Below are 26634 nucleotides of genomic sequence, written 5' to 3'. Positions count from 1 at the left end.
CCCGCGGCCGCCCCGCCCGCCGCTCCCGCGGCCCCCGCCCCGGCGACCCCCGTGGAGCCCGCCGAGGAGAGCGTCGCGGCGCCCGCCGCGCAGTCGGAGCCCGCCCCGCCCGTCGGGCAGCCGGCCGCCGACGAGCTCGACTACGACGCGTACGTCATCCCCGCCGGCTCCGTCGTCGTCGAGGGCCCGAGCCTGCCCGCTCGGCTGGGCGCCGAGGCGTTCGGCACGTTCGTGCTCGTCCTCGTCGGCCTGGGGGTCGCGCTCTACGCGGCCCTCGGCTCGATCGGCGGCGGTGCGCTCGGCGTGGCGCTCGGCTTCGGCCTCGCGGTCCTCGCGGCCGCCGCGGCCGTGGGCCACGTCTCCGGAGGCCACTTCAACCCCGCCGTGACGCTCGGCGCCGCGCTGGCCGGCCGTACGTCGTGGAAGGACGTGCTGCCCTACTGGCTCGCCCAGCTCGTCGGCGGTGCGCTCGGCGCGGCCGTCATCTTCATCGCCGTGCCGTCGGCGCTTCCCGAAGCCCTCGGCAAGTCGAGCGTGCGCGAGCTGTTCTCCGGCGTCGCCAACGGCTACGGCGAGCACTCGCCGCTCAACGCGCTCGTCGTGTCGGGCACCGGCGGCGCGAGCAACGCGGAGTTCACGCTGTTCGCAGCCCTCGTGCTCGAGCTCGTCGCGACCGCCGTCTTCGTCGGCGTCATCCTCGGCGCGACCGATCGTCGCGCCCCCCGCGGCCTCGCGCCCGTCGCGATCGGCGTGGCGCTCGCCGTCCTGCTGCTCGTGACGATCCCCGCGACCAACGGCTCGCTCAACCCGGCGCGCTCGTTCGCCGCGGCGATCTTCTCCGAGTCGTGGGCCTGGAAGCAGCTGTGGGTGTTCGCGGTCGCGCCGCTCCTCGGCGCCGCGCTCGCGGGCATCGTCTACCGCGCGTTCGCCGCCGAGCCCGTCGACCAGGACAACCTGCTCGAGGAGGACGACGTGTACGTCACGGACGAGGACGTCGTCGTCGTGGAGGGTCCGCGCTGATCCGCTGACGCGCGTGCTGCACGCGCGACGAGGTGCACGAAGGGGTCCGGGCATCGTCCCGGGCCCCTTCGTCGTCGCAGGCTGTGCACGTCGCACCCAGCCCGTGGGTGGTGCGGCTCAGACCTCGGGCGTCGGCAGCAGCGCGGCGAGCACGGCGATCGCGATCGCCAGGAAGCACAGGATCGTGACGTCCACGGCCCGCGAGCGCACGGACAGCGCGACCGGGCCGGGCTCGGGCCGCACGGCGCGCACGCCGGCGGCGGCGGCGAGCATCGCGGACAGGGTCCACGCGCCGGCCGCGGTCCCCGCCACGAGCGCGACGACGCACGCGACGACGACGCCGCCGCCGGTCCACCACAGCGACGCGTTCCGGGAGGCCTGCAACGAGGCCCGCGCGATGGCCCGCGGGTCCAGCGGTCGCTCGACCGCCGGTACCTCGGCCACGGGCGGAACCGCTCCGCCGCCCGGGAGCTCGGCGACGGCGGGCTCCCCGCCGGACGGCTGCTCGGGCCCGAACGGTGCCCACGGACCGGGTGCGCCCGGGGCGACGGCGGGCGCGGCTGCGGGTGGGGTCGACTGGTCGTGCAGCGTCGGGCCCTGCTCCGACGACCGCGCCGTGCTCCGGTGCACGTGCCCGTGCACGCGTTCGTGAACCATCCCGCCTCCCGACCGCTGAGACTACCGTTGCCGCGTGAGCCCCACGCCCTCCGGACCACCGCCGCCCACCACCGTCCCGGAGTCCGTGGCCGTCGCCGGCGCCGGGCTCGCCGCCACGCAGACCGTCGCGGCGCTGCGCGAGGCGGGGTACACCGGGCGCGTCGTCGTCCTGGGCGCCGAGGGCGTCCCGCCGTACGACCGCCCTCCCCTGTCCAAGCACCTGCTCGACCGCGTGACGCCCGCGTGGCTCGCCGACGAGGTCGGCACGGACATCACGGCGCTGGCCGACGAGGTGCACCTCGACCGGCCCGCGCGCGGCCTCGTCGTGCACGGCGCGGGCGTCACCGTGCACACCGATCACGGCGACCTGACGGCCGACGCGGTCGTGGTCGCGACCGGCGCGCACGCCCACCGGCCGGACGGGTGGACCGGCGCGAGCACGCTGCACACTGCTGCCGACGCCGAGCAGCTGCGCGCAGCGCTGCGGCCGGGCGACCGCCTCGTCGTCGTGGGCGCGGGGTGGATCGGGGCGGAGGTCGCAGGTGTGGCGGCGCGCGCGGACGTGGACGTCACGGTCGTGGAGGCGGCTCCCGCGCCGCTCGCCGCGGCGCTGGGGCCGGAGGTCGGCGCGCTGACGACACCCTGGTACGACGAGCACGGCGTCCGGCTCCTCACCGGACGTCAGGTCGCCGCCGTCGACGGCGCTGGAGTGCGCCTGGCCGACGGCACGACCCTGCGGGCCGACGTCGTGCTGGCCGCGGTCGGCGCACGGCCCGCGACCGCGTGGCTCGGTGCGAGCCTGCCGCGCGAGCCCGACGGCGCCCTGCGGGTCGACGAGGGCTTCGCGGTGCTCGGCGCACCGCGGCACGTGCGCGCGGTGGGCGACGTGACGCTGCGCCGTTCACGTCGGCACGGCTGGGTCCCCGGCGGTCACTGGGACGGTGCGCTGCGCGACCCCACCGAGCTCGTCGCCGACCTGCTCCACCCCGGCGCGACCGCCGCGCGTGCCGACCGCGCGCCGTACGTGTTCTCGACGCAGCTCGGCCACGAGCTCACGCTGTTCGGCCAGCCCGGCGCGGACGACGACGTGGTGCTGCGCGGCGACCCCGCAGCCGGCGCCGGCTGGACCGCGCTCTGGTATCGCCCGGGCACGGACGCGCTGGCGGCGGTCCTCACGGTCGACCGCCCGCGGGACGTGGGCGCCGCTCGACGCCTGTTCACCACGCCCGACCTGCCCGTCCTGCCGCGCACGCGCGCCGCCGACCCCGCGCTCCCGCTACGCGCCTGAGAAGCCGCGAGCCCCGCACCGGGCAGGTGCGGGGCTCGCGGACGGGGCCGGTCCGCTCAGTGGGCGAAGTGGCGGGTGCCCGTCAGGTAGAGCGTCACGCCCGCGGCGCTCGCCGCCTGGATGACCTCCTCGTCGCGGACCGAGCCGCCCGGCTGGACGACGGCGCGCACGCCCGCGTCCAGGAGCACCTGCAGGCCGTCGGCGAACGGGAAGAACGCGTCGGAGGCGGCGACCGCGCCGCGCGCGCGCTCGACGTCGCCCGCGTTCGCGCGCTCGACCGCGAGGCGGCACGAGTCGACGCGGTTGACCTGGCCCATGCCGACCCCGACGGACCCGCCGTCGTTCGCGAGCAGGATCGCGTTGGACTTCACCGCGCGCACCGCGCGCCACGCGAACGCGAGGTCCGCGAGCGTGTCCGCGTCCGCGGCCTCCCCGGTCGCGAGCGTCCAGCTGGCCGGGTCGTCGCCGGGGGCGTCGAGGCGGTCGACGTGCTGCAGGAGCAGGCCGCCCGAGACCGGGCGCATCTCGACGACCGACCCCTGCGGCGCGTCGACCACGAGCAGGCGGATGCTCTTCTTCTGCGTGAGGACCTCGAGCGCGTCGTCGTCGAAGCCCGGGGCCACGACGACCTCGGTGAACACCGGCGCGATCTGCTGCGCGGCGGCCAGGGTGACCCGCTGGTTCGTCGCGATCACGCCGCCGAACGCCGAGACCGGGTCGCACGCGTGGGCCTTGGCGTGCGCGTCGGCCACGTCGGCGCCGACCGCGATGCCGCACGGGTTGGCGTGCTTGATGATCGCCACGGTGGGCGCGTCGCCGTGGTCGTGCGCGGCGCGCCACGCGGCGTCCGCGTCGACGTAGTTGTTGTAGCTCATGGCCTTGCCGTGGAGCTGGGCGGCACCCGCCAGGCCCTGACCGGCGCGGCCCGCGTCGGACAGGTACAGCGCCGCGGACTGGTGCGGGTTCTCGCCGTAGCGCAGCACCTCGCCGCGGGTCCACTGCGCCCCGACGAGCGCGCCGAAGCCCGACTCGAGGGCCTGCTCGTCGGGCGCGTACGCGTTCGCGAACCAGCCGGACACCGCGATGTCGTACGCCGCGGTGTGCGCGAACGCCTCGGCCGCGAGGAGCCGGCGCTGCGCGAGCGTGAACCCGCCACCGGCCGCGGCGTCGGCGACGGCCTCGTACCGTGCGGGGTCGACGACGACCGCGACGCTCGGGTGGTTCTTCGCGGCCGCGCGGACCATCGACGGTCCGCCGATGTCGATCTGCTCGACGCACTCGTCGGGCGCGGCGCCCGACGCGACGGTCTGCGTGAACGGGTACAGGTTGACGACGACGAGCTCGAACGCGGCGATGCCGAGCTCGTCGAGCTGCGCGAGGTGCTCGGGGCGGCGCGTGTCCGCGAGGATCCCGGCGTGCACGCGCGGGTGCAGCGTCTTGACGCGCCCGTCGAGGCACTCGGGGAACCCGGTGAGGTCCTCGACCTTGGTGACCGGGACACCGGCGGCTGCGATCGTCGCGGCGGTCGAGCCGGTGGAGACGAGCTCGACGCCGGCCGCGTGCAGGTCGGTCGCGAGCTGGACCAGCCCGGTCTTGTCGTACACCGAGACGAGCGCGCGGCGCACGGGGCGGCGGGTCTCGTCGGAAGCCGGGTCGAGGTCAGAGCTGGGGACGGGCGGGACGGCGCTCACGGCACACTCCTGGGTCGGCATCGAGGTGGGACCCAGGCACCCAGGCGGGCGGTGCGCTGCAGGGGGACTTCAGCCGCTCCCCGGTGGTCGGTCCCACCTTCGCCAGTCACGGCCGGGCCCAGTCTAGCCCGCGAGGTCCACCCGCAGACCGACTCCCGCGGCGACCGTCGCGAGCGTGACGTCGAACGCGCGCGCGGGGTCCGCCACGACGCGGTGCAGGTGCCCGAAGAGCTCGGCCGAGAGCGCGCCGAGCAGCGCCTCGAACAGCGAGAAGGACCGGACGACGAGGGCCGCGGCCGCGTCGGACGGCACAGCGCCGCGCGCGAGCCGCCCCGCGACGCCCGCCATCTCGCGCGCGAGCTCGACCGCGAACGGGTCGACGAGGTCGTCGGAGCGGCCGTCGGCCGGGGACGGGCCGAGCACGCCACGCGCGTGCGCGTCGAGGAGCGGTGCGGCCACCGCCGCCCAGACCCGCGTCGCGTGCGGGACGGTGTCCTGCGGCGCGGCGTACCCGGGCACGGGCGTGCCGTAGATCAGCTCGTAGGAGTGCCGGTGCTCCACCGCCCAGGTGCGGAACGCCCGGCCGACCGCGAGCCACGTCTGCCCGGGGGCGGCGGCGGCGTCGACCGCGCGCGCGAGCGCCGCCTCGCACGCCTCGGCGACCTCGTCGTAGGACTCGACGAGGAGCATCGTCAGGAGGGCGTCGCGCGACTCGACGTACCGGTACACCGCGGACGAGGCGACGCCCAGGTCGCGCGCGACGGCGCGCAGCGAGAGCTGCGCCGCCCCTTCGGCGGCGATCCGGGCGCGGGCGACGGCGAGCAGGTCCGCCTGGAACGCGGCACGCGCTCGCGCCCGGGGGGTCGTCGGGGCGTCGGGGCTCATCGCCCGATGATGCCCGACGTGAGCACCGATCATCAATGTGAGCACTGCTCTTGACATCGCGCGCTGCGGCCCGTGAGCATGGGTACCAATCGAGAGCACCGCTCACACTTCCGCCGGTCGCCGGGCCCTCGCGCATCGCCCAGCGTCCGGGCCTGCGCGTGTCTCGCGTTCGTCGGACCCCCTCACCAGGAGCACCCATGTCCCGTCACGTCGTCATCGGCAAGGGCCCGGTCGGCACCTCGCTCGCCCGCCTGCTCGCGTCGCAGGGGCACGACGTCGTCGTCGTGTCCCGGTCCGGCGGCACCGACCGCGGCACCCGACCGGCGGTCCCCGGCGCGTGGACGCACGTCGCGGCCGACGCGTCCGACACGGCCGCCCTGACCGGCCTCACCGCGGGGGCAGCGGCCCTCTACCAGTGCGCCAACCCGCGCTACGACCAGTGGCCGGCTGTCTGGCCGGGTCTGCACCGCGCAGCCCTGGACGCCGCGCAGGCGACCGGGGCCGTGCTCGTCGTCGCCGCGAACCTGTACGGCTACGGCGCCGGCAGCGGGGTCATGCGCGAGGACACGCCGCTCGCCGCCACCGAGACGAAGGGCCGCGTGCGCGCGCAGATGTGGCGCGAGTCCGCCGCGCGGACGCAGGCGGGCGACGTGCGCGCGACCGAGGTCCGGGCGTCGGACTACCTCGGCCCGTACGCGACCGGGGACTCGCACGCGGGCGACCGCCTGATGCGTCCCGTGCTGCGCGGCGGCACGTGCCGCCCGATCGGCGACCCGGACCAGCCGCACTCGTGGACCTACCTGCCCGACATGGTCGCGGCGATGGCGGCCGCGGCGAGCACCGAGGCCGCCTGGGGCCGTCCGGTCATGGCCCCGACGAACGCTCCCCTGACGTTCCGCGAGCTCGCGACGCGGCTGGCCGCAGCGGCCGGGACGACGACACCGCGCCTGGCCCCCGTGCCCGACGTCGTGCTGCGCACGGCCGGGCTCGTCTCCCCCGTGCTCCGCGAGGTCCGCGGCATGCGCTACCAGTTCGTCGAGCCGTTCGAGATGGACTCCACCGCCTCGCACGCGCTGCTCGGCCTCGACCCCACTCCCTGGGACCGGATCACCCAGCAGACCGTCGCCTGGTGGCGCGCCCACCTCACCCCCTGACCTCCCACCTCCTCTCGCGACCGACCCAGCGCCCACTCCGGCCTCGGCGGCTGGAAGGGCGCGTAGGCGCTGGTTCGGCGTGGGGTGGCGGGGTGTGGATGGGCGGCGCACGTGGTGGCGTGGGCGAGAATGTCGGGGTGAGCAACCCCTACGCGCCGCCGGAGGACCGGCCGTCGTCGGCGCCCGACGACGGTGCGGCATCGCAGGGCGCGCCGCAGCCGGGCGCGCCGCAGCCGGGCACACCGCCGCACGGGGCGCCGCAGCAGGGCCACCCCACGGCGCCCGGGGGCCAGCCCGGTCCCGAGGCGGGCTGGGGCATGCCCCCAGGGCAGCGGCCGGTCGCACCTCCGTCGCGTGACACCACGCCGCCGGACCCGGAGCAGGTCGCGGCGCTCGCGCGTCAGGGCCGCACGTTCGCGGCGCTCATGGTCGCGGCCGTGCTCACGAGCTCGTTCCCGGTGCCGTGGCAGGCCGCCGGACTCGTCTTCACGGTGCTCGCGCTCGTCGTGGGCGTCCGCGCACTGATCCGCGCGATCAGGCTGCGCGTGCGCGGCACGCTCACCAGTCTGCTCATCGGCGGCGTGGGCGTGAGCGCGTTCTGGCTCGTCGTCTCGATCGGGATGGCGCTCATGTGGCCCATCTACGTGGACCGCCAGGAGTGCCTCGCCGGGGCCCTGACCATCAGCGCGCGCCAGGAGTGCGAGACGCAGTTCCGGCAGTCGGTCGAGGAGTGGGTCGAGCGGTTCGAGACCCGCACCCGTCCCTAGCGGCGACGCAGCCGCTGCCACCCTCGCAGCAGCGCCTGCCCGGTGGCCGCACGCAGCAGCCGGTCCGTCGGGAGCACGACGAGCAGGGAACCGACGAGCACCTCGAGCGCGACCACGCCCCCGACGAGCAGCGCGGGCGCACCCAGCTCGGTCATGCGCCCCGGTCCGATCGCACCCGATGCCGGGAGCATCGCCACAGCGGCGACGAGCCCCGTGATGACGGCGGTCGCCACGCACGCGGCAGACCCGCTCCACGCCCGCAACCCCTGGCGACCGCGCAGGCCTCGGTGCACGTACCACCCGGCGACGGTCCCGCACGCGACCACGAGCAGCGGCGCGAGCACCGCGGGACCTCCCACGACGTCCCCGCCCGGCAGCGCGCCGAGCATCGGGACGGCCGGCAGGGTGCCGCCCGTCATCGCGTCCACGGCGAAGTGCGAGCCCTCCCCCACCGCGAAGCCCGGGCCTGCGATCCACGCGACGGCCCACACGACGAGCACGGGCGCGAACGCGAGCTCGGCGAGCGCGAGCACGGCCCCGCCGAGCAGGTCGACGCCGAGCGCGTCGGCGATGGCGACGATCGTCGTGCGACCGGCGAGCACCCAGCCCGTCACGACGAGCGCGGCGACGACGACGAGCGAGGCGAACGCGATCGTCGCGGCCTCGACCGCGGTCGCGATCACGATCGGCAGCCGCCCGTGCCAGGGCCGGGTGAGCTCGCGCCACGTCGGGGCCTCGGGCCGCGCGAGCAGTCCCGCCGCCATCCCGGTCCCGCCGACGAGCGCACCGCCGACGAGCCCGCGCAGGCCCGCCACGGGCCCCGCGACGCTCGCCCCCAGCACGCCGACGACCACCGCGTACGCGACCGTGCCGGAGACGAAGGCCGACCGATCGACCACCCCCGACCGGCGCGCCGAGGCCCACGCGGTGAACAGCGCGATCAGGGTCACACCGAGCGGGACGAGCGTGACCTGCGCACCGCCGACGACCGGGGGCACGCCGTGGCCCGCGAGCCACAGGCTCGTGCCGACGACGACCGAGCGGAACCACTCGACGCCCTCGTTCGCGGGGTCGGCCGACGTCGCGACGTAGGCCGCGACCGCTGGGAGCACGACGACGAGCAGCGAGAGCAGGGCGCCCTGGAGCGCGGCGAGCGCGCCCGCGACCCAACGCGGCGATCCGTCGAGCGCGCTCACGAAGAAGGCCGACGACCGCCCGTTGCGTCCCGAGGCTCGGCGCCCAGGGGCGCCGCCACGGCGCGCCTCGGTGCCGTCACGCTCACCCGTCAGGACACTCACCGGCCCATCGTCGCCGCACCGGCGTCCCGAACCACGCACGCCGCCCGGCGCGTCCCGACATCCGCGGCACGCTCACCACCGTGCCCCGCCCCCTCGCCGGACCCCGGCAGGAGACGACGAACGCGCCGCCCGGGTGGGACCCGGTGCGGCGCGCTCGTCGATGACTGGTTCAGGCCGAGAGGAGCTCGCGGGCCAGCGCGGCGGTCTCCGAGGGCGTCTTGCCCACCTTGACGCCGGCGGCCTCGAGGGCCTCCTTCTTCGCCTGCGCGGTGCCCGACGAGCCCGACACGATCGCGCCCGCGTGGCCCATGGTCTTGCCCTCGGGAGCGGTGAAGCCCGCGACGTAGCCGACGACCGGCTTGGTCACGTGCGCCTTGATGTACTCCGCCGCACGCTCCTCGGCGTCACCGCCGATCTCGCCGATCATCACGATGACGTCCGTGTCAGGGTCCGCCTCGAACGCCGCGAGCGCGTCGATGTGCGTGGTCCCGATGATCGGGTCACCGCCGATGCCGACCGCGGAGGAGAACCCGAAGTCCCGCAGCTCGTACATCATCTGGTACGTCAGCGTGCCCGACTTCGAGACCAGGCCGACGCGCCCGGGGCCCGTGATGTCCGCCGGGATGATGCCGACGTTGGACTTCCCGGGACTGATCAGGCCGGGGCAGTTGGGGCCGATGAGGCGCACGCCCTTGTCCTGCGCGTAGGCGAAGAACTCGGCAGTGTCCGCGACGGGGACGCCCTCGGTGATGATGACGACGAGCGGGACGCCCGCGTCGACCGCCTCGACGACCGCGCCCTTGGTGTGGGCCGGCGGCACGAAGATGACGGACACGTCGGCGCCGGTCTGCGCGACCGCGTCGGCCACGGAGCCGAAGACGGGCACGTCGACCGTGCCCTCGCCCTGCGGGAACGAGACGCTCGTGCCGGCCTTGCGCGGGTTCACGCCGCCGACGACGTTCGTGCCCGACGCGAGCATGCGCGTCGTGTGCTTGGTGCCCTCGGAGCCGGTCATGCCCTGGACGATGACCTTGCTGGCCTCGGTGAGGAAGATCGCCATGTCAGTTGTTCTCTCTCGTCGTCTCAGGCGTTCGCGAGCTCGGCGGCCTTGTCCGCTCCGCCGTCCATCGTGTCGGCGAGCGTGACCAGCGGGTGGTTGGCGGCCGCGAGGATCTGGCGGCCCTCGAGGACGTTGTTGCCGTCGAGCCGCACGACGAGGGGCTTGCTCGCCTCGTCGCCGAGGATCTCGAGCGCAGCGACGATGCCGTTGGCGACCGCGTCGCACGCCGTGATGCCGCCGAAGACGTTGACGAACACCGACTTGACCTGCGGGTCGGTCAGGATGATGTCGAGACCCGCGGCCATGACCTCGGCCGAGGCGCCGCCGCCGATGTCGAGGAAGTTGGCCGGCTTGACACCGCCGTGCTTCTCGCCCGCGTAGGCGACCACGTCGAGCGTGCTCATGACGAGCCCGGCACCGTTGCCGATGATGCCGACCTCGCCGTCGAGCTTGACGTAGTTGAGGTCCTTCTCCTTGGCGCGCGCCTCGAGCGGGTCGGCCGCGGCCGCGTCCTCGAGCTCGAGGTGGTCGGCGTGCCGGAAGTCCGCGTTGGCGTCGAGCGTGACCTTGCCGTCGAGCGCGACGACCTCGCCGTCCTCGGTCAGCACCAGCGGGTTGACCTCGACGAGCGTCGCGTCCTCGTCGCGGTACACGACCCACAGCTTCTGCAGGACGTCAGCCACCTTGCCGGCGATCGCGGCGTCGAACCCGGCCGCGGCGACGATCTCGTCGGCCTTCGCCTGGTCGATGCCCACGCGCGGGTCGACGGCGACCTTGGCGAGCGCCTCGGGACGCTCCACGGCGAGCTGCTCGATCTCCATGCCGCCCTCGACCGAGCACATCGCGAGGTAGCGGCGCTCGGCACGGTCCAGCAGGAGGGAGAAGTAGAACTCGCTCGCGATCTTCGCGCCCGCGGCGATCATCACGCGGTGCACGGTGTGACCCTTGATGTCCATGCCGAGGATCTGGCCCGCCTGCTCGGCGGCCTCGTCGGCCGAACGCGCGAGCTTGACGCCGCCCGCCTTGCCGCGACCACCGGTCTTGACCTGCGCCTTCACGACGACGACGCCCGGGGCGCCGTCGAGCAGCGTCTGCGCCGCGGCGCGCGCCTCGTCCGGGGTGGTGGCGACGATGCCGCCCAGCACCGGTACGCCGTGCTTCTCGAAGATGTCCCGTGCCTGGTACTCGAACAGGTCCACTGTGGTCCCAGTTCCTCTCGTCGGCCGCGCTGCGGCGGCCCCGGTGCGGCCGTGTGCTCCGGATCGATGCTAGCCGTCCGCCCGAGATCTCTTCACATCGAGAGATGTGGATCTCTTCACATCGAGAGACCCGGCCTGGTGACCCCTCGACGTCCACAAGTCCGTGAGAAGACCTGCGGGACGTCCGGATTGGGCTCTAGTGTCCGGTTCGGACGTTCGCGGGACAACCGCGAGGCAAGCGCAGGGGCGCACGACGACGGAGCAGGGAGGCCACAGATGTCCGACCAGGACGGCGCGACACCCGTAGGCACGGGCGGCGCAGGCGGCGAGTGGCGGCAGGGCGGTCAGCAGGCGTACGACCTGGGTGCGACGGTGCACCGGGTGCGCGCGGAGCTGCCGCAGGAGACGACCGTGTGGGACGCCGAGCGTCTCGCTGCGGTCAGCCTCGACCGCAACGGCACGCCGACGCGCGTGCTCGTCGGCGCGGGGTGGGACACGCGGTGCACGCCGCAGGCGCTGGCGCGGGCGGTCGTCGACGCCGGACGGGCGGCGGCCCTCGCGCTCGACGAGCAGGCACGCGCGGCGCTCGCCGACCAGGCCGCGGCGCGGCGCGCGCGCTGGGCCGAGGCGCGGCCGTCGGCGACTCCTCCCCCGCAGCCCGTGGCGCACGCGAGCGACCCGCGTCCGCTCGACGAGCTCGCGGAGATCGCGATCACGTCCCTCGCCGCCGTCTCGCACCAGACGGCGTCCGACGCCGGGGCCACGCTCGGGCTGGGGCGCGCGCTCGACGGCGAGGTCGAGGTGCGCGTCGGGCGCGGCGGGGTCGTCGACGTCGGCCTGAGCGGTCACCGGGTTGCGAAGGCGAGCGCGAGCGCGCTGTCCGCGCTCCTGACCGACGCCGTCCAGGACGCCGTCCAGGACCTCGCGCGGCGCGTGGACCAGGAGGCACCCGCCGTGCCCGACGAACTGCTCGCCGAGGTGCTGACGCATCTGCGCTCGATGACGGCCGACCCGCTCAGCCCGAGCGGCGTCGGACGGGTAGCGGCCTCGCGCGAGCGCTCGTGAGCGACGCCGAGGTCGACGTCGTCCTGCAGGCGCTGCGGCACGAGGCGGGGACCTGGGACGAGCAGGGCGAGGTCCTGGCAGCGGTCGCCGCCACGGTCGAGTCGATGCAGCTGAGCGCGTTGCAGGCCGGGGTGTTCGTGGTGATGCGGGACGCCTACAGCGACGCCGTCGAGCACGTCGCCTCGCGCTGCCGCGAGGGAAGCGCGGAGATGACCGAGATCGCCGCGGCGCTGCGCGCCAACGCCACCGCGTACGAGCGACGCGACGAGGAGGTGTCCTCGCACGTCGGCGGCGCCTACTGAGCACCCGTCCGCCCACCGACCGAGGAGCCTGCGATGTCGTTCCCGACCATGCCCATCCCGACCACGCCTGTCACGACCACGCCCTTCGCGACCGCGCCCTTCCCGACCACGCCGCACGGGAGCCCGGCCCAGCCGGTCCAGTTCAACCCCTCCACCTACGAGACGACCGTCGACGGGCTGCGGTCCGGGATGCGCGCGCTGACCGAGCAGCTCGCCCGGGTGCCGGGTGCCGTCGACGACGCGACCGCGCACTGGTGGTTCCCCGACCAGCTCGCCGCGGGCCTGCGATGGTGCACCGACCGGCTGCTCGAGCTCGGTCGCGAGCTGCTCGACAGGCTCGGCGAGCTCCTCGAGGGCGCGGCCGCACCCGTGCTGTTCTTCGTCCGAGCGCACGACTGGATGACGCGGGTGGGCTCGCCCGTGTCGGGGGTCGCCGCGTCGGTCCACCCGAACGCGTTGCGGGCGCCGCTGCGCTGGACCGGCGAGGCCGCGACGACGTACCGCGGCGCGGTCGCCGGCCAGTCCCCGGCTGCGGCACAGATCCAGGCGGTCTCCGGCACGGTCACGGCCTCCCTCGGCGCGTGCGCAGTCGCCGGCCTGGCGTTCTACGTCGCCCTGAGCCTGATCCTCACCAAGTTCCTCGTCGCGTCGATCGCGACCGTCGCGGCGATCGGGTCGGTCGTGCTGTCGTGGGCGGGGCTGCTGCTGATCGTCGAGGAGGCCGCCGTGAACACGGGCATGGTCATGTCGGCGGTCGGCGCGCTCGTCGCGACCCAGGGCGCCGCCGCCCTGGCGCTCGTCAACGTGACCGGCGCGAGCAGGTCGCAGACCGCTCTGCCGCACGGGCGCTGGCCGGTGGGCACCGCCTGACGCGCGAGCGTCCCCTGGTCTCGTCGGGGACGCACCCGTGCGCGGCCCCGTCGGGGCGAGGGCGGGTGCGGCCTCGTCGGGGCGAAGGCCGGTGCGTCAGCGGGTCTCGTCGGGGACGAACCCGTCGGGTCGCGGCTCGGGCCCGGCGGAACCGGCGACGAGCGGCGGTGCCGCGACGAACCCGTCGGCGAACGGACCCACGAGAGCACCCTCGGCGGGTGCGAGGACCGCGGGGGCCGTGGGGTCGGCCGGCCCGTCCGTGGGGGCACGGTCGGCGCGGCGCTCGGGGTGGTCGGCGGGCGGCTCGGCGCGTTCTTCTTCGAGGATCCTCGACGACGCGAGCTGCTGGGCCGCGAGCTCGGCGTACAGCCCGCCCGCGGCGGCGAGCTCGGCGTGCGTGCCGGACTCGACGATCCGGCCGGCCTCGACCACGTGGATCGTGTCCGCCGCGATCACGGTCGACAGGCGGTGCGCGATCGAGAGCGTCGTCCGACCGCGGGCCGCGGTGTCGAGCGCCTCCTGGACCACGCGCTCGGAGACCGTGTCGAGAGCCGAGGTCGCCTCGTCCAGCAGCAGCACGGCCGGGTCCTTGAGCAGCACCCGCGCGATGGCGATGCGCTGCTTCTCACCGCCGGACAGCCGGTACCCGCGCTCGCCCACCACGGTGTCGTACCCGTCGGCGAAGCCGCTGATGACGTGGTGGATGTTCGCGGCGCGGCACGCCTCGACGATCTCGTCGTCGGTCGCGTCAGGCTTGGCGTACGTGAGGTTCTCGCGGATCGTCGCGTGGAACAGGTACGTCTCCTGGGAGACGATCCCGACGTTGTCGATCACCGACTCCTGCGTGAGCCGCCGGACGTCCTCCCCGGCGAACAGCACCTGCCCACCCGACACCTCGTACAGGCGCGGCGCGAGGTAGAGCACGGTCGTCTTACCCGCACCGGACGGCCCGACGAACGCGACGTGCTGACCGGGCTCCGCGGTGAAGCTGATGCCACGCAGCGTGGGGCGCGCGTCGGGTGCGGAGTCGGGGTAGCGGAACACGACGTCGCGGAACTCCACGCGCCCGAGCGGCCCGGGTGCGCGCGAGACCGGGATCGCGTCCGGCGCGTCCTCGATCACCGGCTGCAGGTCGAGGTACTCGAAGATCCGCGCGAACAGGGCGCGCGAGGTCTGCACGTCGAGCGCGACGCGCATGAGGCCGATGAGCGGACCGAGCAGGCGCGCTTGCACGGTCGTGAACGCGACGACCGTGCCCGCGGTGATGGTGCCGCCGTCGGGCCGTTGCATGAGCCACCCGGAGACGAGGTAGACGACCGCGGGCACGCTCGCCATGAGGACCTGCACGACCGCGAAGAAGCCCTGCCCGCTCATCGCGCGCCGCACCTGGAGCCGCACCTGGTTGTCGTTCTCGGCGCGGTACCGCGCCGACTCCGCGCCCTGCCGGTTGAACGACTTCGAGAGCAGCACGCCGCTCACGCTGAGCGTCTCCTGGGTGATGGACGTGAGCTCGGACAGCGACTCCTGCGTCTGGGCGGCGATCCGCGCGCGCGCCTGCCCGACGCGCCGCTGCACGGCGACCAGCCCCGGCATGAGCACGACGGCCACGAGCGTCAGGCGCCAGTCGATGAGCAGCATCGCGACGAGCGAGGCGACCACGGTGACGGCGTTGCCGAGGATCGTCGTGACGGTGTTGGTGAGCACGCCCGCCACGCCGCCCACGTCGTTCTGCAGCCGTGACTGGATCACTCCGGTCTTGGTGCGGGTGAAGAAGCCGAGCTCCATGGCCTGCAGGTGCTCGAAGAGCCGGACGCGCAGGTCGCCGGTGACACGGTTGCCGACGGTCGAGGTCAGCCACGTCTGGATCACCCCGAGGCCCGCGGCCACCAGGAACAGCGCGACCATGAGCACCACGAGCCCGACGAGGAGGTCGAGGTGCGGGCCGCCGCCGTCGGGCGGGAACAGCGCGTCGTCGAAGATCCGCTGGACGACGAGCGGCGGCACCACGGCGATCGCGGCCGAGGCCACGACGATCACGCCGGTCACGGCGATGCGCCGCAGGTACGGCCGGAACAGGGCGACGACCCGCCGACCGAGGTTCGCCACGGGTGGCGCCTGCGCGTTCAGCCGGCGCTGGGCCGACTCGTCGAGGGGGCGCCCCATGCCGCCGCCGCGGTGCCCCGGACCACCCATGCTCATGCCGCCACGGTAGGGCGGCGCGGGTCGGGACGCCGCACAGACCGCGACCACGAACGCTCGTCAACCCTGGTTGACACGCGCCGCCGTGTCAATCTAGATTGACACGCATGACGGGCACGGACACGCTCCTCACCGCCGCCGGCGCGGCCGAACCGGCCGAGGGTCTGCGCGCCGTGCGTTCGCTGCGGACGCTCGCCGACCGCCTCGAAGCACTCCAGGTCGAGCGCGCGCGGCGCCAGGGCTGGTCCTGGCAGCAGATCGCCGACTGCCTGGGTGTCACCCGGCAGGCGGTCCACAAGAAGTACGGGAAGACCACGGGAAGGGTGGTGCCCTGATGTTCGAACGCTTCACGCAGGATGCCCGCGACGCCGTCACCCGGGCGCGCGACGAGGCCGGCGCGCTGGGTGCCGAGCGCATCGGGTCCGAGCACGTGCTGCTGGCCGCAGTACGCGTCGACGGCGTCGCGCAGCAGGCGCTGACAGGTCTGGGGATCGGCGCGGACGCCCTCGCCCAGGCCGTCCGCGCCCGCCACGGGCTCGACGACGACGCCCTGGCCTCCATCGGCGTCGACCTCGGCGCGGTCCGTGCCCAGGTCGAGGCGACCTTCGGCGAGGGCGCGCTCGACGCCGCGCACCGCACGGCTCCGCGCGCACTCACCCCCGACGCCAAGAAGCTCCTCGAGCTCGCCCTGCGCGAGGCGATCCGCACCGAGCGGCGACGCATCGACACCGGGCACCTGCTGCTCGCCGCGGTCCGCGCGCCGGAGTCCGCGGCACGCGCCACGCTCAGCTCGCTCGGGCTGTCCGACGACGCCGTGCGTGACGCCGTCGGTGTCGCGTGGGCACGCGCCGCCTGAGCGTCACGACGCGAGCGTCGTCAGCTCCTCGCGCAGCAGGTCGGCGTAGGCGACCACGCCCTTCATGTTCGGGTGGGTGCGGTCGGCGTGCAGCAGGCCGGAGTGCTTGCTGATGTAGCGGTGCCAGTCGACGACGTGCACGTTGGGCCGGTCCTTGACCCGCTCGACGAGCGCGGCGTTGGCGTCCTCGACCCAGTAGCTGATGCCGACGACGGTGTAGATGATCACCTGCCGGTCCGGGCCGATGATGTCGAGCGTCTCGTCGAGCGCCTCGATCGAGCCGTCGAACTTGAACCCGCCGTTCGTCCCGAAGTCGAGCAGGACGATCGGCCGCAGCTTCCCGGCCTCGGCCGCCGCGCCGACCAGCGCGGGCACGTCGACCCACTTGCGGATCGGCTTGGCGTCGATGGCGATCTTCGGGAACACGTCGTACAGCGTCGGGGCCGCGGCCGAGAGCACCGAGTCGCCGAAGCCGATCACGTCGGCCCCGTCGATCACCGCGGAGCCCGGCGGCGTGGCGGTGCCCGTCGGCTCGGTGGTCGGCTCCTTGCTCGGCGTCACGGTGGGACCGGCGGTCGGGGCCTGCGTCGCACCGGCCGTGGGCTTGCCCTTCGAGGTGTCGCGGTCCTGGTCGTCCGCCCCACGCGCCTCGCGGTCGGCGATCTCCTGCAGCGCGGCCTCGATCGCGCGCTGCGTGGACGAGGTCGTCGGCGCGGTCGCGACCGACACGGTCGCACCGACGACGAGCACCGCCGCAGCGACCGCAGCCACGCGTGCCACAGGACGAGGACCTCGGAGGGCGCCGAGAACCTGCCGCGACACGGCCCGGAACCCGTCGCGCCGCACGGGCGTCTCGACGAACCGGTGGCTGAGCGCGGCCAGCAGGAACGTGACCGGGAGGGCGATCAGCGGGGTGCGCCACCACAACGGGGAGCCGGGTGCGTCGCCCAGCGCGGCGCTGACCACGAGGATCACGGGCCAGTGCCACAGGTACAGCCCGTACGAGCGCTCCCCCACCCACTCCGCGGGCCGCAGCTCGAGCCCGCGGATGAGCCCCGCGGGCCGCTCCTGCGCGCACGCGACGACGAGCGCGAGCGCCGCGAGGGAGCCCACCACGATGCCGCCGCGGTAGGTCCAGACGTCGTCGGCGGCCATCGTGGCCCCGAGGCCCACCAGCACGACGAGCGCGGCGTACGGCAGTGCCCGCGCCCAGGCGGTGTCGGGCAGGAGCCGCAGGTGCCCGCTCGCCGCGATCGCGACCGCCGCACCCATGAGCAGCCCGAACAGGTGGGTGCCGGTGCCGTAGTAGACGTTCGTCGGGTCGTCACCGGGCGTGTACGCCGCCGCCATGGCGATCGCGCTGGCGACCGCCCCTGCCGCGACGACGAACGCCATCGCCCGCGCCCCGGAGCGCAGCCGCAGCCCGGCGGCGACCAGCACGAGCCCCAGGAGCACGAGCGGCCAGAGCAGGTAGAACTGCTCCTCGATCGCGAGCGACCAGAAGGGCTGGAACAGCTCGGGCGCGGTCGCGTCGAAGTAGCTCGTGCCTGCGGCGATCTCGAGCCAGTTCGTCGAGAACGTCAGCGCGCCGAGCCACTGCCTGCCGATCCCCACGAGCAGGTCGGTCTCGACCAGCCGCGCGGCGACCGTGCCGACGAGCAGCACCGACACCAGCGCAGGCAGGAGCCGACGCGCACGCCGCTTCCAGAAGTCCGGCATGTCGAGCCGGCCGGTGCGGCTCATCTGACGCAGCAGCAGCGTGGTGATGAGGAACCCGCTGACCACGAAGAACACGTCGACGCCGAGGAAGCCGCCCGGCACCGCCTCGGGCCACAGGTGATAGGCGATGACCGCGAGGACGGCGATCGCGCGGAGCCCGTCGAGCCCCCGGATCCGACCGTCGCCGCCGCGCGTCCGGTGCTCAGCGGCGGCGTCGGCGCTCGTGCGTGCGTGCTCCCCGGCCGCTCCCGCGGCCGGACGCGTGACCGTCTCGGTCCGGGGCCCAGAGGCCGGGGGCGGGGACGTGGTCGTCACGGGCACTCCTCACACGCAGAGCTCATGGGACGAGGCTAGATCGGCACAGAAGGGGCGAGGGATGGACACTCCGCGCACGCGCGCATCCGTGACCTGCGCCTACAGCTTCGTGACCGGCGAGAACCGCAGGAGCAGGCGCTTCATCCCCTCGCTGCCGAAGTCCACCTTGACGACCGCGTTGTGCCCGGTGCCCTCGAGCGCGACGACCGATCCCAGCCCGTACGCATCGTGCGTCACACGGTCACCGATCGCGAGCTGCGGGATCGCCGTGACCGGGCGCGGCGTCGCCGAGCCGAAGGTCGCGCCCGTCGACGGCAGCGCGGGACGCTTCTCGCGCTCCTCACGCCCCGAGGCCGAGCCGTACCCACCCGAGCCGTATCCACCCGAACCGGCCCGGCTCGAGCCGTAGCCGCCCGACGAGCGACCCCCGGACCCGAAGCCCGAGCCCCAGCCGCCCCGCAGCTGCGACGTCGACGACTCGCGCCGCCGCCAGTCGATGAGCTCCTCGGGTAGGTCGCCGAGGAACCTGCTCGGCGGGAACTCGTTGGGCACGCCCCACGCGGTACGGATCGCCGCACGCGAGATGTACAACCGCTCTCGCGCGCGCGTCAGGCCGACGTACGCGAGCCGCCGCTCCTCCGCGAGCTGGTCCGGGTCGGACAAGGACCGCATGTGCGGGAACGTCCCGTCCTCCATGCCGGTGAGGAACACGACCGGGAACTCGAGCCCCTTCGCGGTGTGCAGCGTCATGAGCGTGACGACTCCGGGCTCCGGCTTGTCGTCGGCGTCCGCGTCGTCCCCGCCGTCCGGCGACGGGATCTGGTCGGAGTCGGCCACGAGCGAGACGCGCTCGAGGAAGTCCGCCAGGTCGCCGTCCGGGTCGCTCTGCTCGAACTCGGTGGCCACGGCGTGCAGCTCCGCGAGGTTCTCGACGCGCGACCCGTCCTGCGGGTCCTCGCTCGCGCGCAGCTCGGCCAGGTAGCCGCTGCGGTCGAGCACAGCGCCGAGCACCTCGGCAGGGCCAGCGGTCGCGGCGAGCGCGCGCAGCCCCGACATGAGCTCGACGAACGCGCTCAGGCCCGTCACGGCGCGCGTCCCGAGGCCGGGGACCTCGTCGAGCCGCTCGAGCGCGGCGCCGAACGAGATGCGCTCACGCTCGGCGAACGACGCGACCATCGCCTCCGACCGCTCGCCCAGCCCGCGCTTGGGGACGTTGAGGATGCGGCGCAGGTTGACGTCGTCGTCGGGGTTCGCGACCGCGCGCAGGTACGCGACAGCGTCCTTGATCTCACGCCGCTCGTAGAACCGCGTCCCGCCGACGAGCTTGTAGGGCAGCCCGACGCGCACGAGCGCGTCCTCGATCACGCGCGACTGCGCGTTGGCCCGGTAGAAGATCGCGACGTCACCCGGCCGCACGCCCGACGAGTCGCCCAGCCGGTCGATCTCCTCGACGACGAACCGCGACTCCTCGCGCTCGTCGTCGGCCACGTAGGCGACGATCTGCGCGCCCGCGCCGGAATCGGTCCACAGGCGCTTGGGCTTGCGCCCGGGGTTCTTGCTGATGACCGCGTTGGCGGCCGACAGGATCGTCTGGGTCGAGCGGTAGTTCTGCTCGAGCAGGATCGTGCGCGCGTCCGGGTAGTCGGCCTCGAACTCGAGGATGTTGCGGATGTTGGCGCCGCGGAACGCGTAGATCGACTGGTCCGCGTCGCCCACGACCGTGAGCTCGCCGCGCTCGACGTCGCCCTCCCCCGTGCCCACCAGCTCGCGCACGAGCACGTACTGCGCGTGGTTGGTGTCCTGGTACTCGTCGACGAGCACGTGCCGGAACCGCCGCCGGTAGTGCTCGGCGACCGCCGGGAACGCCTGCAGCAGGTGCACGGTCGTCATGATCAGGTCGTCGAAGTCGAGCGCGTGCGCCTGACGCAGCCGCGCCTGGTAGCGCGTGTAGACCTGCGCGAGCGCCGAGTCGAAGTCGTTGGCGCTGCCGCCGCCCGACGTCGCCGCGAACGTCTCCGGGTCCACCAGCTCGTCCTTGAGCGCGGAGATCTTGGACGCGAGCGCCTTGGCGGGGTACTTCTTCGGGTCCAGGTCGAGCTCGCGCGCGACGAGCGTGAGCAGGCGCTGGGAGTCCGCCGAGTCGTAGATCGAGAAGCTCGAGCGCAGGCCGAGCGTGCTCGCCTCGCGGCGCAGGATCCGCACGCACGCGGAGTGGAACGTCGAGACCCACATCCGGCCCGCGGCGGCCGGGCCCACGAGACCGCCGACGCGCTCGCGCATCTCGGCCGCGGCCTTGTTCGTGAACGTGATCGCCAGGACCTCGCCCGCGCGCGCCCGCCGCGTCGCGAGCAGGTACGCGATGCGGTGCGCGAGCACCCTCGTCTTGCCCGAACCCGCGCCGGCCACGATCAGCAGCGGGCCGCCGTGGTGCACGACCGCCTCACGCTGCTGGGGATTCAGACCCTCGAGCAGCGCGTCGGCGCGCGCGGTCCGCGCGGCCTCGTCCTCCTCGCGGCGGGCGCGGTGCGCGGACGCGTCGTCCGGCTCGTCGGCGCCGTCCGTGCGCGGGGGCACGACGAGCGGGAGCCCGGAGGACTCACCCGTGTGCGAGCGGGCGGCGGCCGCACCGAAGGCGGCGCCGAGGGACGAGGGCAGGTGATCGAAGAGCGACGTCATGGCGCGTCCAGCCTAGGTCCCGCCACCGACACCGAGGGACGCCCGCACCCCGGTCCCGTCACGTCACCGCGAGCCCGACGAGCCACGCGACCGTGACGATCATCGCGCCCGCGAGCTCCACGAGGATCGACAGGCCCGTGGCCTGCATCGCTGCGACTGTGGCGCGCCAGGCGGGACGCGCGTCGCGCACGCGGACCCACTCCGCGAGGTACGTCCCGCCGACGAAACCGAGGGGCAACCCGATCACCGGGATGAGGAAGAACAGCACGACGCCCGCCAGGCCGCCCCACACGAGCGTGCTGTTCGGCACACCCGCGCGCTTGAGGTGCCGGCCGGCGAGCAGGTACTTGCCCACCGCTGCGACCAGGGTCGCGAGCACGGCGACCGCGACGACCGTCCAGCCGGCCGCGCCGCCCGTCACGACGCCCCACACCACGACCGCACCGGCGACCAGCAGCGCGCCGGGCAGCACCTGCACGACGACGCCGAACAACCCGACGAGCACGACGAGCCCGACGACGACCTCCGCGATCCCGCTCACGCGGCGACCCTACGGGACCCGTCGTCGTACCGGCGTGCGCGCCAGGCGTGCCCGGACGGCGCGGGTGCGGTCGTGCCACGCGGTGAGGCGCGGGGTCAGACCGCCAGGGCGCCCACCGTCTCGCGCAGCCGGTGCGACGTCGAGCCGAGCTCGTGCGCCGCCGACCGGATCGTGTCGATCTCGCCGCTCGTGCGCGCCGTGGCCGCGCCGACCTCCTCGAGCACCGCCGCCACACGTCGCCCGCCCTCGGCGACCTCGGCGACGGCCGACGCCATCGCGGACGTCGTGGCCGTCTGCTCCTCGACCGCCCCGGCGATCGTCGTCTGGAAGTCGTTGATCTGGCCGATCACCTCGGTGATCTGGCCGATCTCGGCCGCCGCCTGCGCGACCGCCTCCTGGATCGACTCGACCCGCGAGGCGATGTCCCCGGTCGCTCGCGCGGTCTCGGACGCGAGCTCCTTGACCTCGCCCGCGACGACCGCGAAGCCCTTGCCGGCCTCGCCGGCCCGCGCGGCCTCGATGGTCGCGTTGAGCGCGAGCAGGTTGGTCTGCTCCGCGATCGAGGTGATCACCTTCACGACCGAGCCGATCTCGGCCGAGGACTCGCCGAGCGTCGCGACCGTGCGGTTGGTGCGCTCCGCCGCGTCGACGGCGTGCGACGCGATGCGGGCGACCTCCGCGGCGTTGCGCGCGATCTCCCCGATCGACGCGCCCATCTGGTGCGTCCCCGCAGCGACCGTGTCGATTCCCTCGCTCACGCTGCGCGCCGAAACCCCCGCGTCGCTCGTGCGCGAGACCGCGTCGGCGGCCGCCTCGCCGAGCTCGTCGCCCGCGGAGACGAGGCGCTGCGCGGCGTCGAGCAGGTCGTTGGACGCCGCGTCCACGTCGGAGGCGACGGCGGCGGAGCGGTCGAGCGTCCCGTTGAGCGCGAGCGCCAGCCGGTCGAGCTCGGTGCGCCCCGAGCCCACGGGCAGCCGCGCACCCGCGTCGCCGTCCGTCAACGCGCGCGTGGCGCCGGTGACGGGGCTCACGACGGACCGCGCGACGACCAGCCCGGCCAGCGCGACCGCGACCAGCACGGCGACGCCCGCGGCGAGGAGCCCACGCGCGTCGACGACCGCGGCCCCGCGCACGTCGTCGACGTACACGCCCGAGCCGATCACCCAGCCCCACGGCTCGTAGCCCGCGACGTACGAGACCTTGGGCTGGGGGTCCTCGGCGCCGGGCTTGGGCCACTGGTAGGAGACGAACCCGGCGCCCTGCGCGCGGACGACGTCGACGAACTCGACGAAGATCTGCGTGCCGTCGGGGTCCACCTGACCGGACAGGTCGGTTCCGTCGAGCTCGGGCTTGACGGGGTGCATGACCATCGTCGGACCCATGTCGTTGATCCAGAAGTACTCGTCGCCCGAGTACCGCAGGCCCGCGACGGCGTCGGTCGCGGCCTGCTGCGCGGCCTGCTCGGAGAGCGCGCCGGTCGTCGCCAGCTCTCCGTAGTGCTCGACGACCCCGAGCGCGGTCTCGACCACCTGCTGCGTCGCGGCGCGGCGCTCGGACATGATCCGCTGCTCGGCGCGCACCACGGCGAGCACCGTGAGCACGGCGAGGCCGAGCGCCGTGAGCGTGACCAGCGCGGCGAGCTTCTGGACGATGGACATCGAGGACATCCGCATTGCTGGCTCCGTGTCACCGAGGGACGTGTCCCACGGCCTATCGGCAGCCCTCGCCCGCGACTGAGACCAGACGGGACGCAGATGCTCGAGCGCCAGGCCGTCGCAGCCTGACGCTCGAGCACGTCGCGGTCAGCGCCAGAGCACCGCGATCGCGATGTTGGCGACGGTCAGGCCGGCGATCGCGCCCAGGTACCCGGTCGTGACCTTCTCGGGCTTGCGCTGCCCGACGACGACGAGCGCCGTGACCACGAGCGCGATGACGAGCTTCACGCCGATCTTGGCGTGGTCGACCGGGTGCAGGTCGCCCATCTCGATGACGCCGACCATGAGGATGCCGGTCACGAGCGCGGTCAGGGCACCGTGCAGGACGCCCGGCGCGAGCTTCGGGGCACGCATGGTGGCGAGCACGCCGCCGAGGACCATGGCCCAGCCGATCAGGTGCAGGACGAGCAGCAGGTTCTTCAGGAGCTCCATGCGGCACAGCGTACGGGAGCAGAAGCACTTGCCGACAACATGTCAGGACGTGGCAACGGCGTCGAGCCGGTCACAGCAGACGACGAGCCGCGGCCCATCTCGTGAGCTCGTGCCGGCTGGAGAGCTGCAGCTTGCGCAGCACCGCCGAGACGTGGGTCTCCACGGTCTTGATCGAGATGAACAGCTCGCCCGCGACCTCGCGGTAGGTGTAGCCGCGCGCGATCAGCCGCATCACCTCGCGCTCGCGCGCGCTCAGGCGGTCGAGCTCGTCGTCGCCCGTCGCGACGTCGCCCGCAGCCGCGCCGAACGCGTCGAGCACGAACCCCGCGAGCCGCGGCGAGAACACCGCGTCACCGTCCGCGACCCGCCGGACGGCGTCGCTCAGGGCCGGCCCGTCGATCGCCTTGGTCACGTACCCCCGCGCGCCCGCACGGATCACCGCGACCACGTCCTCGGCCGCGTCGGAGACCGAGAGCGCCAGGAACCGCGTGCTCGTGAGGTCGGCGCACGCGCGGATCACCTCGGCGCCGCCTCCGCCGTCGCCGCCGGGCAGGTGGACGTCGAGCAGGACGACGGGCGGTGCGAGCGCGTGCACGACGTGCACCGCCTCGTCGACGCTCGCCGCCTCGCCGACGACGTTCACCCGAGCGTCGAGCGAGGCCCGCACCCCCGTCCGGAACAGGTGGTGGTCGTCGACCAGCACGACGTCCACGGCTCCGGCCGGCACGACCGGCACCTCCTGCGTCATCGCTCCTCCTCGGTCACGGGCTCGCCGGGCTCGGCCGCCACCGGCGGCGTCGCGGCGAACGGCATCGACAGGTGCACCTCGGTGCCCTGCCCGTCCCTGCTGGTCACGGTCGCGGTGCCCCCGCGCCGGCGCACGCGGCCCATGATGGACTCGCGCACCCCGAAGCGGTCCGCGCCGATCGCGTCGACGTCGAACCCGTCGCCGCGGTCCTTGACGAAGACCTCGACCTCGTCGGTGCCGACCTCGAGGTAGAGCGACACGGGCGGCCGCCCGTGCACCACCGCGTTGACGAGCGCCTCGCGCGTCGCCTGCAGCAGCGCGGCAGTCGCCTCGTCGGGAACGCGGTCCCCGACGACCACCGCGTCGACGGCGACCGGCTCACCGCCCGGCCCCGAGCGGGAGTCCTCGACCTCGGCGACCACGGCCCGCAGCGCGGCCGCGAGCGACGTGCCCGGGGCCGGTCGGTCGTCGTAGAGCCACTCGCGCAGCTCGCGCTCCTGCGCGCGCGCCATGCGCGCGACCTCCGCGGGGTCGTCGGCCCGCGCGCGGATGAGCGCGAGCGTCTGCAGCACCGAGTCGTGCAGGTGCGCCGCGATGTCCGCGCGCTCGGACTCACGTGCCCGCGCGGCGCGCTCGTCCGCGAGCGCGCGCCACAGCCGCAGCCACCACGGTGCGACGACGACCGCGACCCCGGCGAGAACCGCGAGCGAGGCGACGACGGACTGGGCGAACGTCGCGGCGTCGACCCCCGGCCCGGTCGCCTGCCCGACGAGGAGCAGCACGCCGACACCCGCGAGCACCACCCCGCCCAGCAGCCGCACGACCGGCAACGGCGTGCGGCCCCCCGCGCGGCTGCGCAGCCGCCCGCGCGCGACCTCGTCGAGCTGGCTCCACGCGAGAGCCGCGCCGGCCAGCACGACGAGCATCGGGAGCACCCAGCCCGCGTCGAGCCGGTCCTGGCGCAGCGCCGCGAGGAGCACCGCGATCGCGACGAGGAGCAGCCCCACCGCGATGTCGGTCACGGGCCACCGACGCGACGCCCGCTCGCCCGACTCGGCCGGTCGGCGCGCGACGCGCGACAGCGCGCTGGGCCGGGTGTCCGCCGCGGCGCGCCACGGGTCGCCCGCGGGCACGGTGAGCCACCAGAAGCCGTAGAGCATCACGCCGACCCCGCCGAGCAGCGTGAGCACGACGAACCCGACCCGGACCGCCGGCAGCGGCAGTCCGAGGTGCGCCGAGACGCCCGAGGCCACGCCCGCGCACCAGCGACCGCGCTCCGGCCGACGCAGCGCCCCGCGCGGCGTGCGCGCGGGGACGGCGCCCGGCGGCAGGCTCGGCTCAGCGGTCACGTCCACACCAGAATCGTCACACGTCCGCGCGCCCGCGGGGCCGTCCACGGCAGGTCAGGGGCCACTTCCAGGGTCAGGACCAGGGGTCGGGCCAGGCAGGTTCAGGGTCCGCTCAGGGGGGAACCCGATGTCGCCGGAGCTCGCCGCGCGGCCAGGATCGTCGTATGGACGAGACGACCCCACCCACGACCCCCGGTCAGGGGCGACCGCACGACGAGACCCCGGACGCGGTCCCGACCACGGCGCCGGGCACGACGCACGCCACGACACCTGGCGCGAGCGCCTCCAGCGCGTCGTCGGCCGAGCCCGCCTCGAGCGGCCCCGCCCACGGCAGTCCCGCCCCGAGCGGCCCCGCGTACGGCAGCCCGCCCCAGGACGGGCCCGGGGCGGGCGGTCCGGGCGTCGCCGGAGCCGGCTTCTTCGGCTCGATCCGCCGGTTCGGCGTCCAGCGCTCGGACGACCGCTGGATCGGTGGCGTGTGCTCCGGCATCGCCGACCGGCTCGGCATCGACCCGCTGATCGTGCGCGGCCTGTTCGTCGTCGCCGCGCTGCTGTCGGGCGTCGGCGCCGTGGCGTACGCGCTCGCATGGGCACTGCTGCCCGAGCGTCGCGACGGGCGCATCCACGCCGAGGAGCTGTTCGCCGGACGCTTCGACATCGCCGTGCTGGGCATCGCCGCGCTGCTCGTCATGGGCCTCGGCCGTGGCGACGGCTGGTGGGGCGTCGCAGGGCCGCCGTGGGCGCACGACATCGCCGGCTTCCTGTCCGGCCTGCTGTGGCTCGGGTTCGTCGTCGGGCTCGTCATCGCGGTGCCCGCTCTGATCTCCC

The 26634-nt window shown here is 74.6% G+C and carries 24 protein-coding genes; 10 read left to right on the top strand and 14 right to left on the bottom strand.

The window, feature by feature from the left end:
* The coding region (locus CWIS_RS12185) for an aquaporin (protein ID WP_197080834.1) at positions 1-1020 on the top strand (1020 nt) is incomplete at its 5' end.
* Between the two features lie 117 nt (positions 1021-1137).
* Here CWIS_RS12185 and CWIS_RS18085 read toward each other — a convergent pair.
* On the bottom strand, positions 1138-1677 hold the full coding sequence (locus CWIS_RS18085; RefSeq protein WP_082156425.1) for a DUF3017 domain-containing protein: 540 nt from the start codon (positions 1675-1677) through the stop codon (positions 1138-1140).
* 34 nt (positions 1678-1711) lie between these two features.
* On the opposite strand from CWIS_RS18085, the gene CWIS_RS12175 reads away from it, so the two are divergent.
* Positions 1712-2965: an NAD(P)/FAD-dependent oxidoreductase gene (locus CWIS_RS12175; protein WP_048343559.1), complete on the top strand. Its 1254-nt coding sequence runs from the start codon at positions 1712-1714 to the stop codon at positions 2963-2965.
* A gap of 56 nt (positions 2966-3021) precedes the next feature.
* Here the strand turns inward: CWIS_RS12175 and purH are convergent, their stop codons facing one another.
* Positions 3022-4677: a bifunctional phosphoribosylaminoimidazolecarboxamide formyltransferase/IMP cyclohydrolase gene (gene purH, locus CWIS_RS12170; RefSeq protein ID WP_082156424.1), complete on the bottom strand. Its 1656-nt coding sequence runs from the start codon at positions 4675-4677 to the stop codon at positions 3022-3024.
* A gap of 102 nt (positions 4678-4779) precedes the next feature.
* A complete protein-coding gene (locus CWIS_RS12165) occupies positions 4780-5541 on the bottom strand; it encodes a TetR/AcrR family transcriptional regulator (RefSeq protein ID WP_048343557.1) in 762 nt (253 codons plus the stop codon).
* Between the two features lie 197 nt (positions 5542-5738).
* Between CWIS_RS12165 and CWIS_RS12160 the strand changes: the two genes are divergently transcribed.
* Together CWIS_RS12160 and CWIS_RS12155 are read left to right on the top strand one after the other, a co-directional pair.
* Positions 5739-6695, top strand: a complete 957-nt coding sequence (locus tag CWIS_RS12160) for an NAD-dependent epimerase/dehydratase family protein (RefSeq protein ID WP_048343556.1) — start codon at positions 5739-5741, stop codon at positions 6693-6695.
* Between the two features lie 137 nt (positions 6696-6832).
* Positions 6833-7462: a hypothetical protein gene (locus tag CWIS_RS12155; RefSeq protein WP_048343555.1), complete on the top strand. Its 630-nt coding sequence runs from the start codon at positions 6833-6835 to the stop codon at positions 7460-7462.
* Here the strand turns inward: CWIS_RS12155 and CWIS_RS12150 are convergent.
* The 3 genes from CWIS_RS12150 to sucC all read right to left on the bottom strand — a co-directional run bounded on the left by CWIS_RS12150 (position 7459) and on the right by sucC (position 11019).
* Positions 7459-8760 carry a DUF6350 family protein gene (locus CWIS_RS12150; RefSeq protein WP_156186636.1) on the bottom strand — a complete coding sequence of 434 codons (1302 nt, stop codon included), beginning with the start codon at positions 8758-8760 and terminating at the stop codon, positions 7459-7461. The two genes, CWIS_RS12155 and CWIS_RS12150, sit on opposite strands and share 4 nt — an antisense overlap.
* 169 nt (positions 8761-8929) lie before the next feature.
* Positions 8930-9820 carry a succinate--CoA ligase subunit alpha gene (gene sucD, locus CWIS_RS12145; protein WP_048343554.1) on the bottom strand — a complete coding sequence of 297 codons (891 nt, stop codon included), beginning with the start codon at positions 9818-9820 and terminating at the stop codon, positions 8930-8932.
* Between the two features lie 23 nt (positions 9821-9843).
* On the bottom strand, positions 9844-11019 hold the full coding sequence (sucC, locus tag CWIS_RS12140) for an ADP-forming succinate--CoA ligase subunit beta (protein ID WP_048343553.1): 1176 nt from the start codon (positions 11017-11019) through the stop codon (positions 9844-9846).
* 276 nt (positions 11020-11295) lie between these two features.
* Here sucC and CWIS_RS12135 point away from each other — a divergent pair, with 276 nt between their 5' ends.
* From CWIS_RS12135 to CWIS_RS12125, 3 genes are read left to right on the top strand one after another with little or no spacing between them, the layout of a single operon-like run.
* Positions 11296-12084, top strand: coding sequence for a hypothetical protein (locus CWIS_RS12135; protein WP_048343552.1), 789 nt, complete (start codon positions 11296-11298; stop codon positions 12082-12084).
* Positions 12081-12386: a type VII secretion target gene (locus tag CWIS_RS18960; RefSeq protein WP_048343551.1), complete on the top strand. Its 306-nt coding sequence runs from the start codon at positions 12081-12083 to the stop codon at positions 12384-12386. Before CWIS_RS12135 ends, CWIS_RS18960 begins: the two co-directional genes overlap by 4 nt.
* Before the next feature lie 33 nt (positions 12387-12419).
* On the top strand, positions 12420-13256 hold the full coding sequence (locus CWIS_RS12125) for a hypothetical protein (protein WP_053071704.1): 837 nt from the start codon (positions 12420-12422) through the stop codon (positions 13254-13256).
* Positions 13257-13352: 96 nt separating this feature from the next.
* Here CWIS_RS12125 and CWIS_RS12120 read toward each other — a convergent pair whose 3' ends face one another.
* Positions 13353-15449 (bottom strand): ABC transporter ATP-binding protein, encoded by a 2097-nt coding sequence (locus CWIS_RS12120; protein WP_048343604.1) that lies wholly within the window; start codon positions 15447-15449, stop codon positions 13353-13355.
* 113 nt (positions 15450-15562) lie between these two features.
* On the opposite strand from CWIS_RS12120, the gene CWIS_RS12115 reads away from it, so the two are divergent.
* Together CWIS_RS12115 and CWIS_RS12110 are read left to right on the top strand one after the other, a co-directional pair.
* Entirely contained in the window at positions 15563-15790 is a 228-nt protein-coding gene (locus tag CWIS_RS12115) for an AraC family transcriptional regulator (RefSeq protein WP_048343550.1), read from the top strand.
* Positions 15790-16311, top strand: a complete 522-nt coding sequence (locus CWIS_RS12110; protein ID WP_048343549.1) for a Clp protease N-terminal domain-containing protein — start codon at positions 15790-15792, stop codon at positions 16309-16311. The genes CWIS_RS12115 and CWIS_RS12110 overlap by 1 nt, the downstream gene beginning before the upstream one ends.
* Before the next feature lie 3 nt (positions 16312-16314).
* Here CWIS_RS12110 and CWIS_RS12105 read toward each other — a convergent pair whose 3' ends face one another.
* The 7 genes from CWIS_RS12105 to CWIS_RS12075 all read right to left on the bottom strand — a co-directional run bounded on the left by CWIS_RS12105 (position 16315) and on the right by CWIS_RS12075 (position 25806).
* Positions 16315-18345, bottom strand: a complete 2031-nt coding sequence (locus CWIS_RS12105) for an acyltransferase family protein (protein ID WP_048343603.1) — start codon at positions 18343-18345, stop codon at positions 16315-16317.
* Between the two features lie 99 nt (positions 18346-18444).
* Positions 18445-21021, bottom strand: coding sequence for a DNA helicase PcrA (pcrA, locus tag CWIS_RS12100; protein WP_048343548.1), 2577 nt, complete (start codon positions 21019-21021; stop codon positions 18445-18447).
* Positions 21022-21079: 58 nt separating this feature from the next.
* Entirely contained in the window at positions 21080-21562 is a 483-nt protein-coding gene (locus CWIS_RS12095) for a DUF456 domain-containing protein (protein WP_048343547.1), read from the bottom strand.
* A 95-nt stretch (positions 21563-21657) separates the two neighbouring features.
* Complete coding sequence (locus CWIS_RS12090; protein WP_229747369.1) at positions 21658-23220, bottom strand: methyl-accepting chemotaxis protein; 1563 nt, start codon at positions 23218-23220, stop codon at positions 21658-21660.
* A gap of 144 nt (positions 23221-23364) precedes the next feature.
* A complete protein-coding gene (locus CWIS_RS12085) occupies positions 23365-23709 on the bottom strand; it encodes a hypothetical protein (RefSeq protein ID WP_048343546.1) in 345 nt (114 codons plus the stop codon).
* A 70-nt stretch (positions 23710-23779) separates the two neighbouring features.
* The gene (locus CWIS_RS12080) at positions 23780-24457 is read right to left on the bottom strand and encodes a response regulator transcription factor (RefSeq protein WP_048343545.1); all 678 of its coding nucleotides are present in this window, start codon (positions 24455-24457) and stop codon (positions 23780-23782) included.
* A complete protein-coding gene (locus tag CWIS_RS12075; RefSeq protein WP_048343601.1) occupies positions 24454-25806 on the bottom strand; it encodes an ATP-binding protein in 1353 nt (450 codons plus the stop codon). The genes CWIS_RS12080 and CWIS_RS12075 overlap by 4 nt, the downstream gene beginning before the upstream one ends.
* Before the next feature lie 164 nt (positions 25807-25970).
* Here CWIS_RS12075 and CWIS_RS12070 point away from each other — a divergent pair.
* Positions 25971-26634, top strand: a 664-nt coding sequence (locus tag CWIS_RS12070) for a PspC domain-containing protein (RefSeq protein WP_156186637.1), incomplete at its 3' end; no start/stop codon positions are given.

It is taken from the genome of Cellulomonas sp. A375-1, from assembly GCF_001040865.1.
Lineage (GTDB): Bacteria > Actinomycetota > Actinomycetes > Actinomycetales > Cellulomonadaceae > Cellulomonas > Cellulomonas gelida.
The sequence above is the reverse complement of the archived record's forward strand: the minus strand, read 5'-3'. Positions and strand labels throughout refer to the sequence as shown.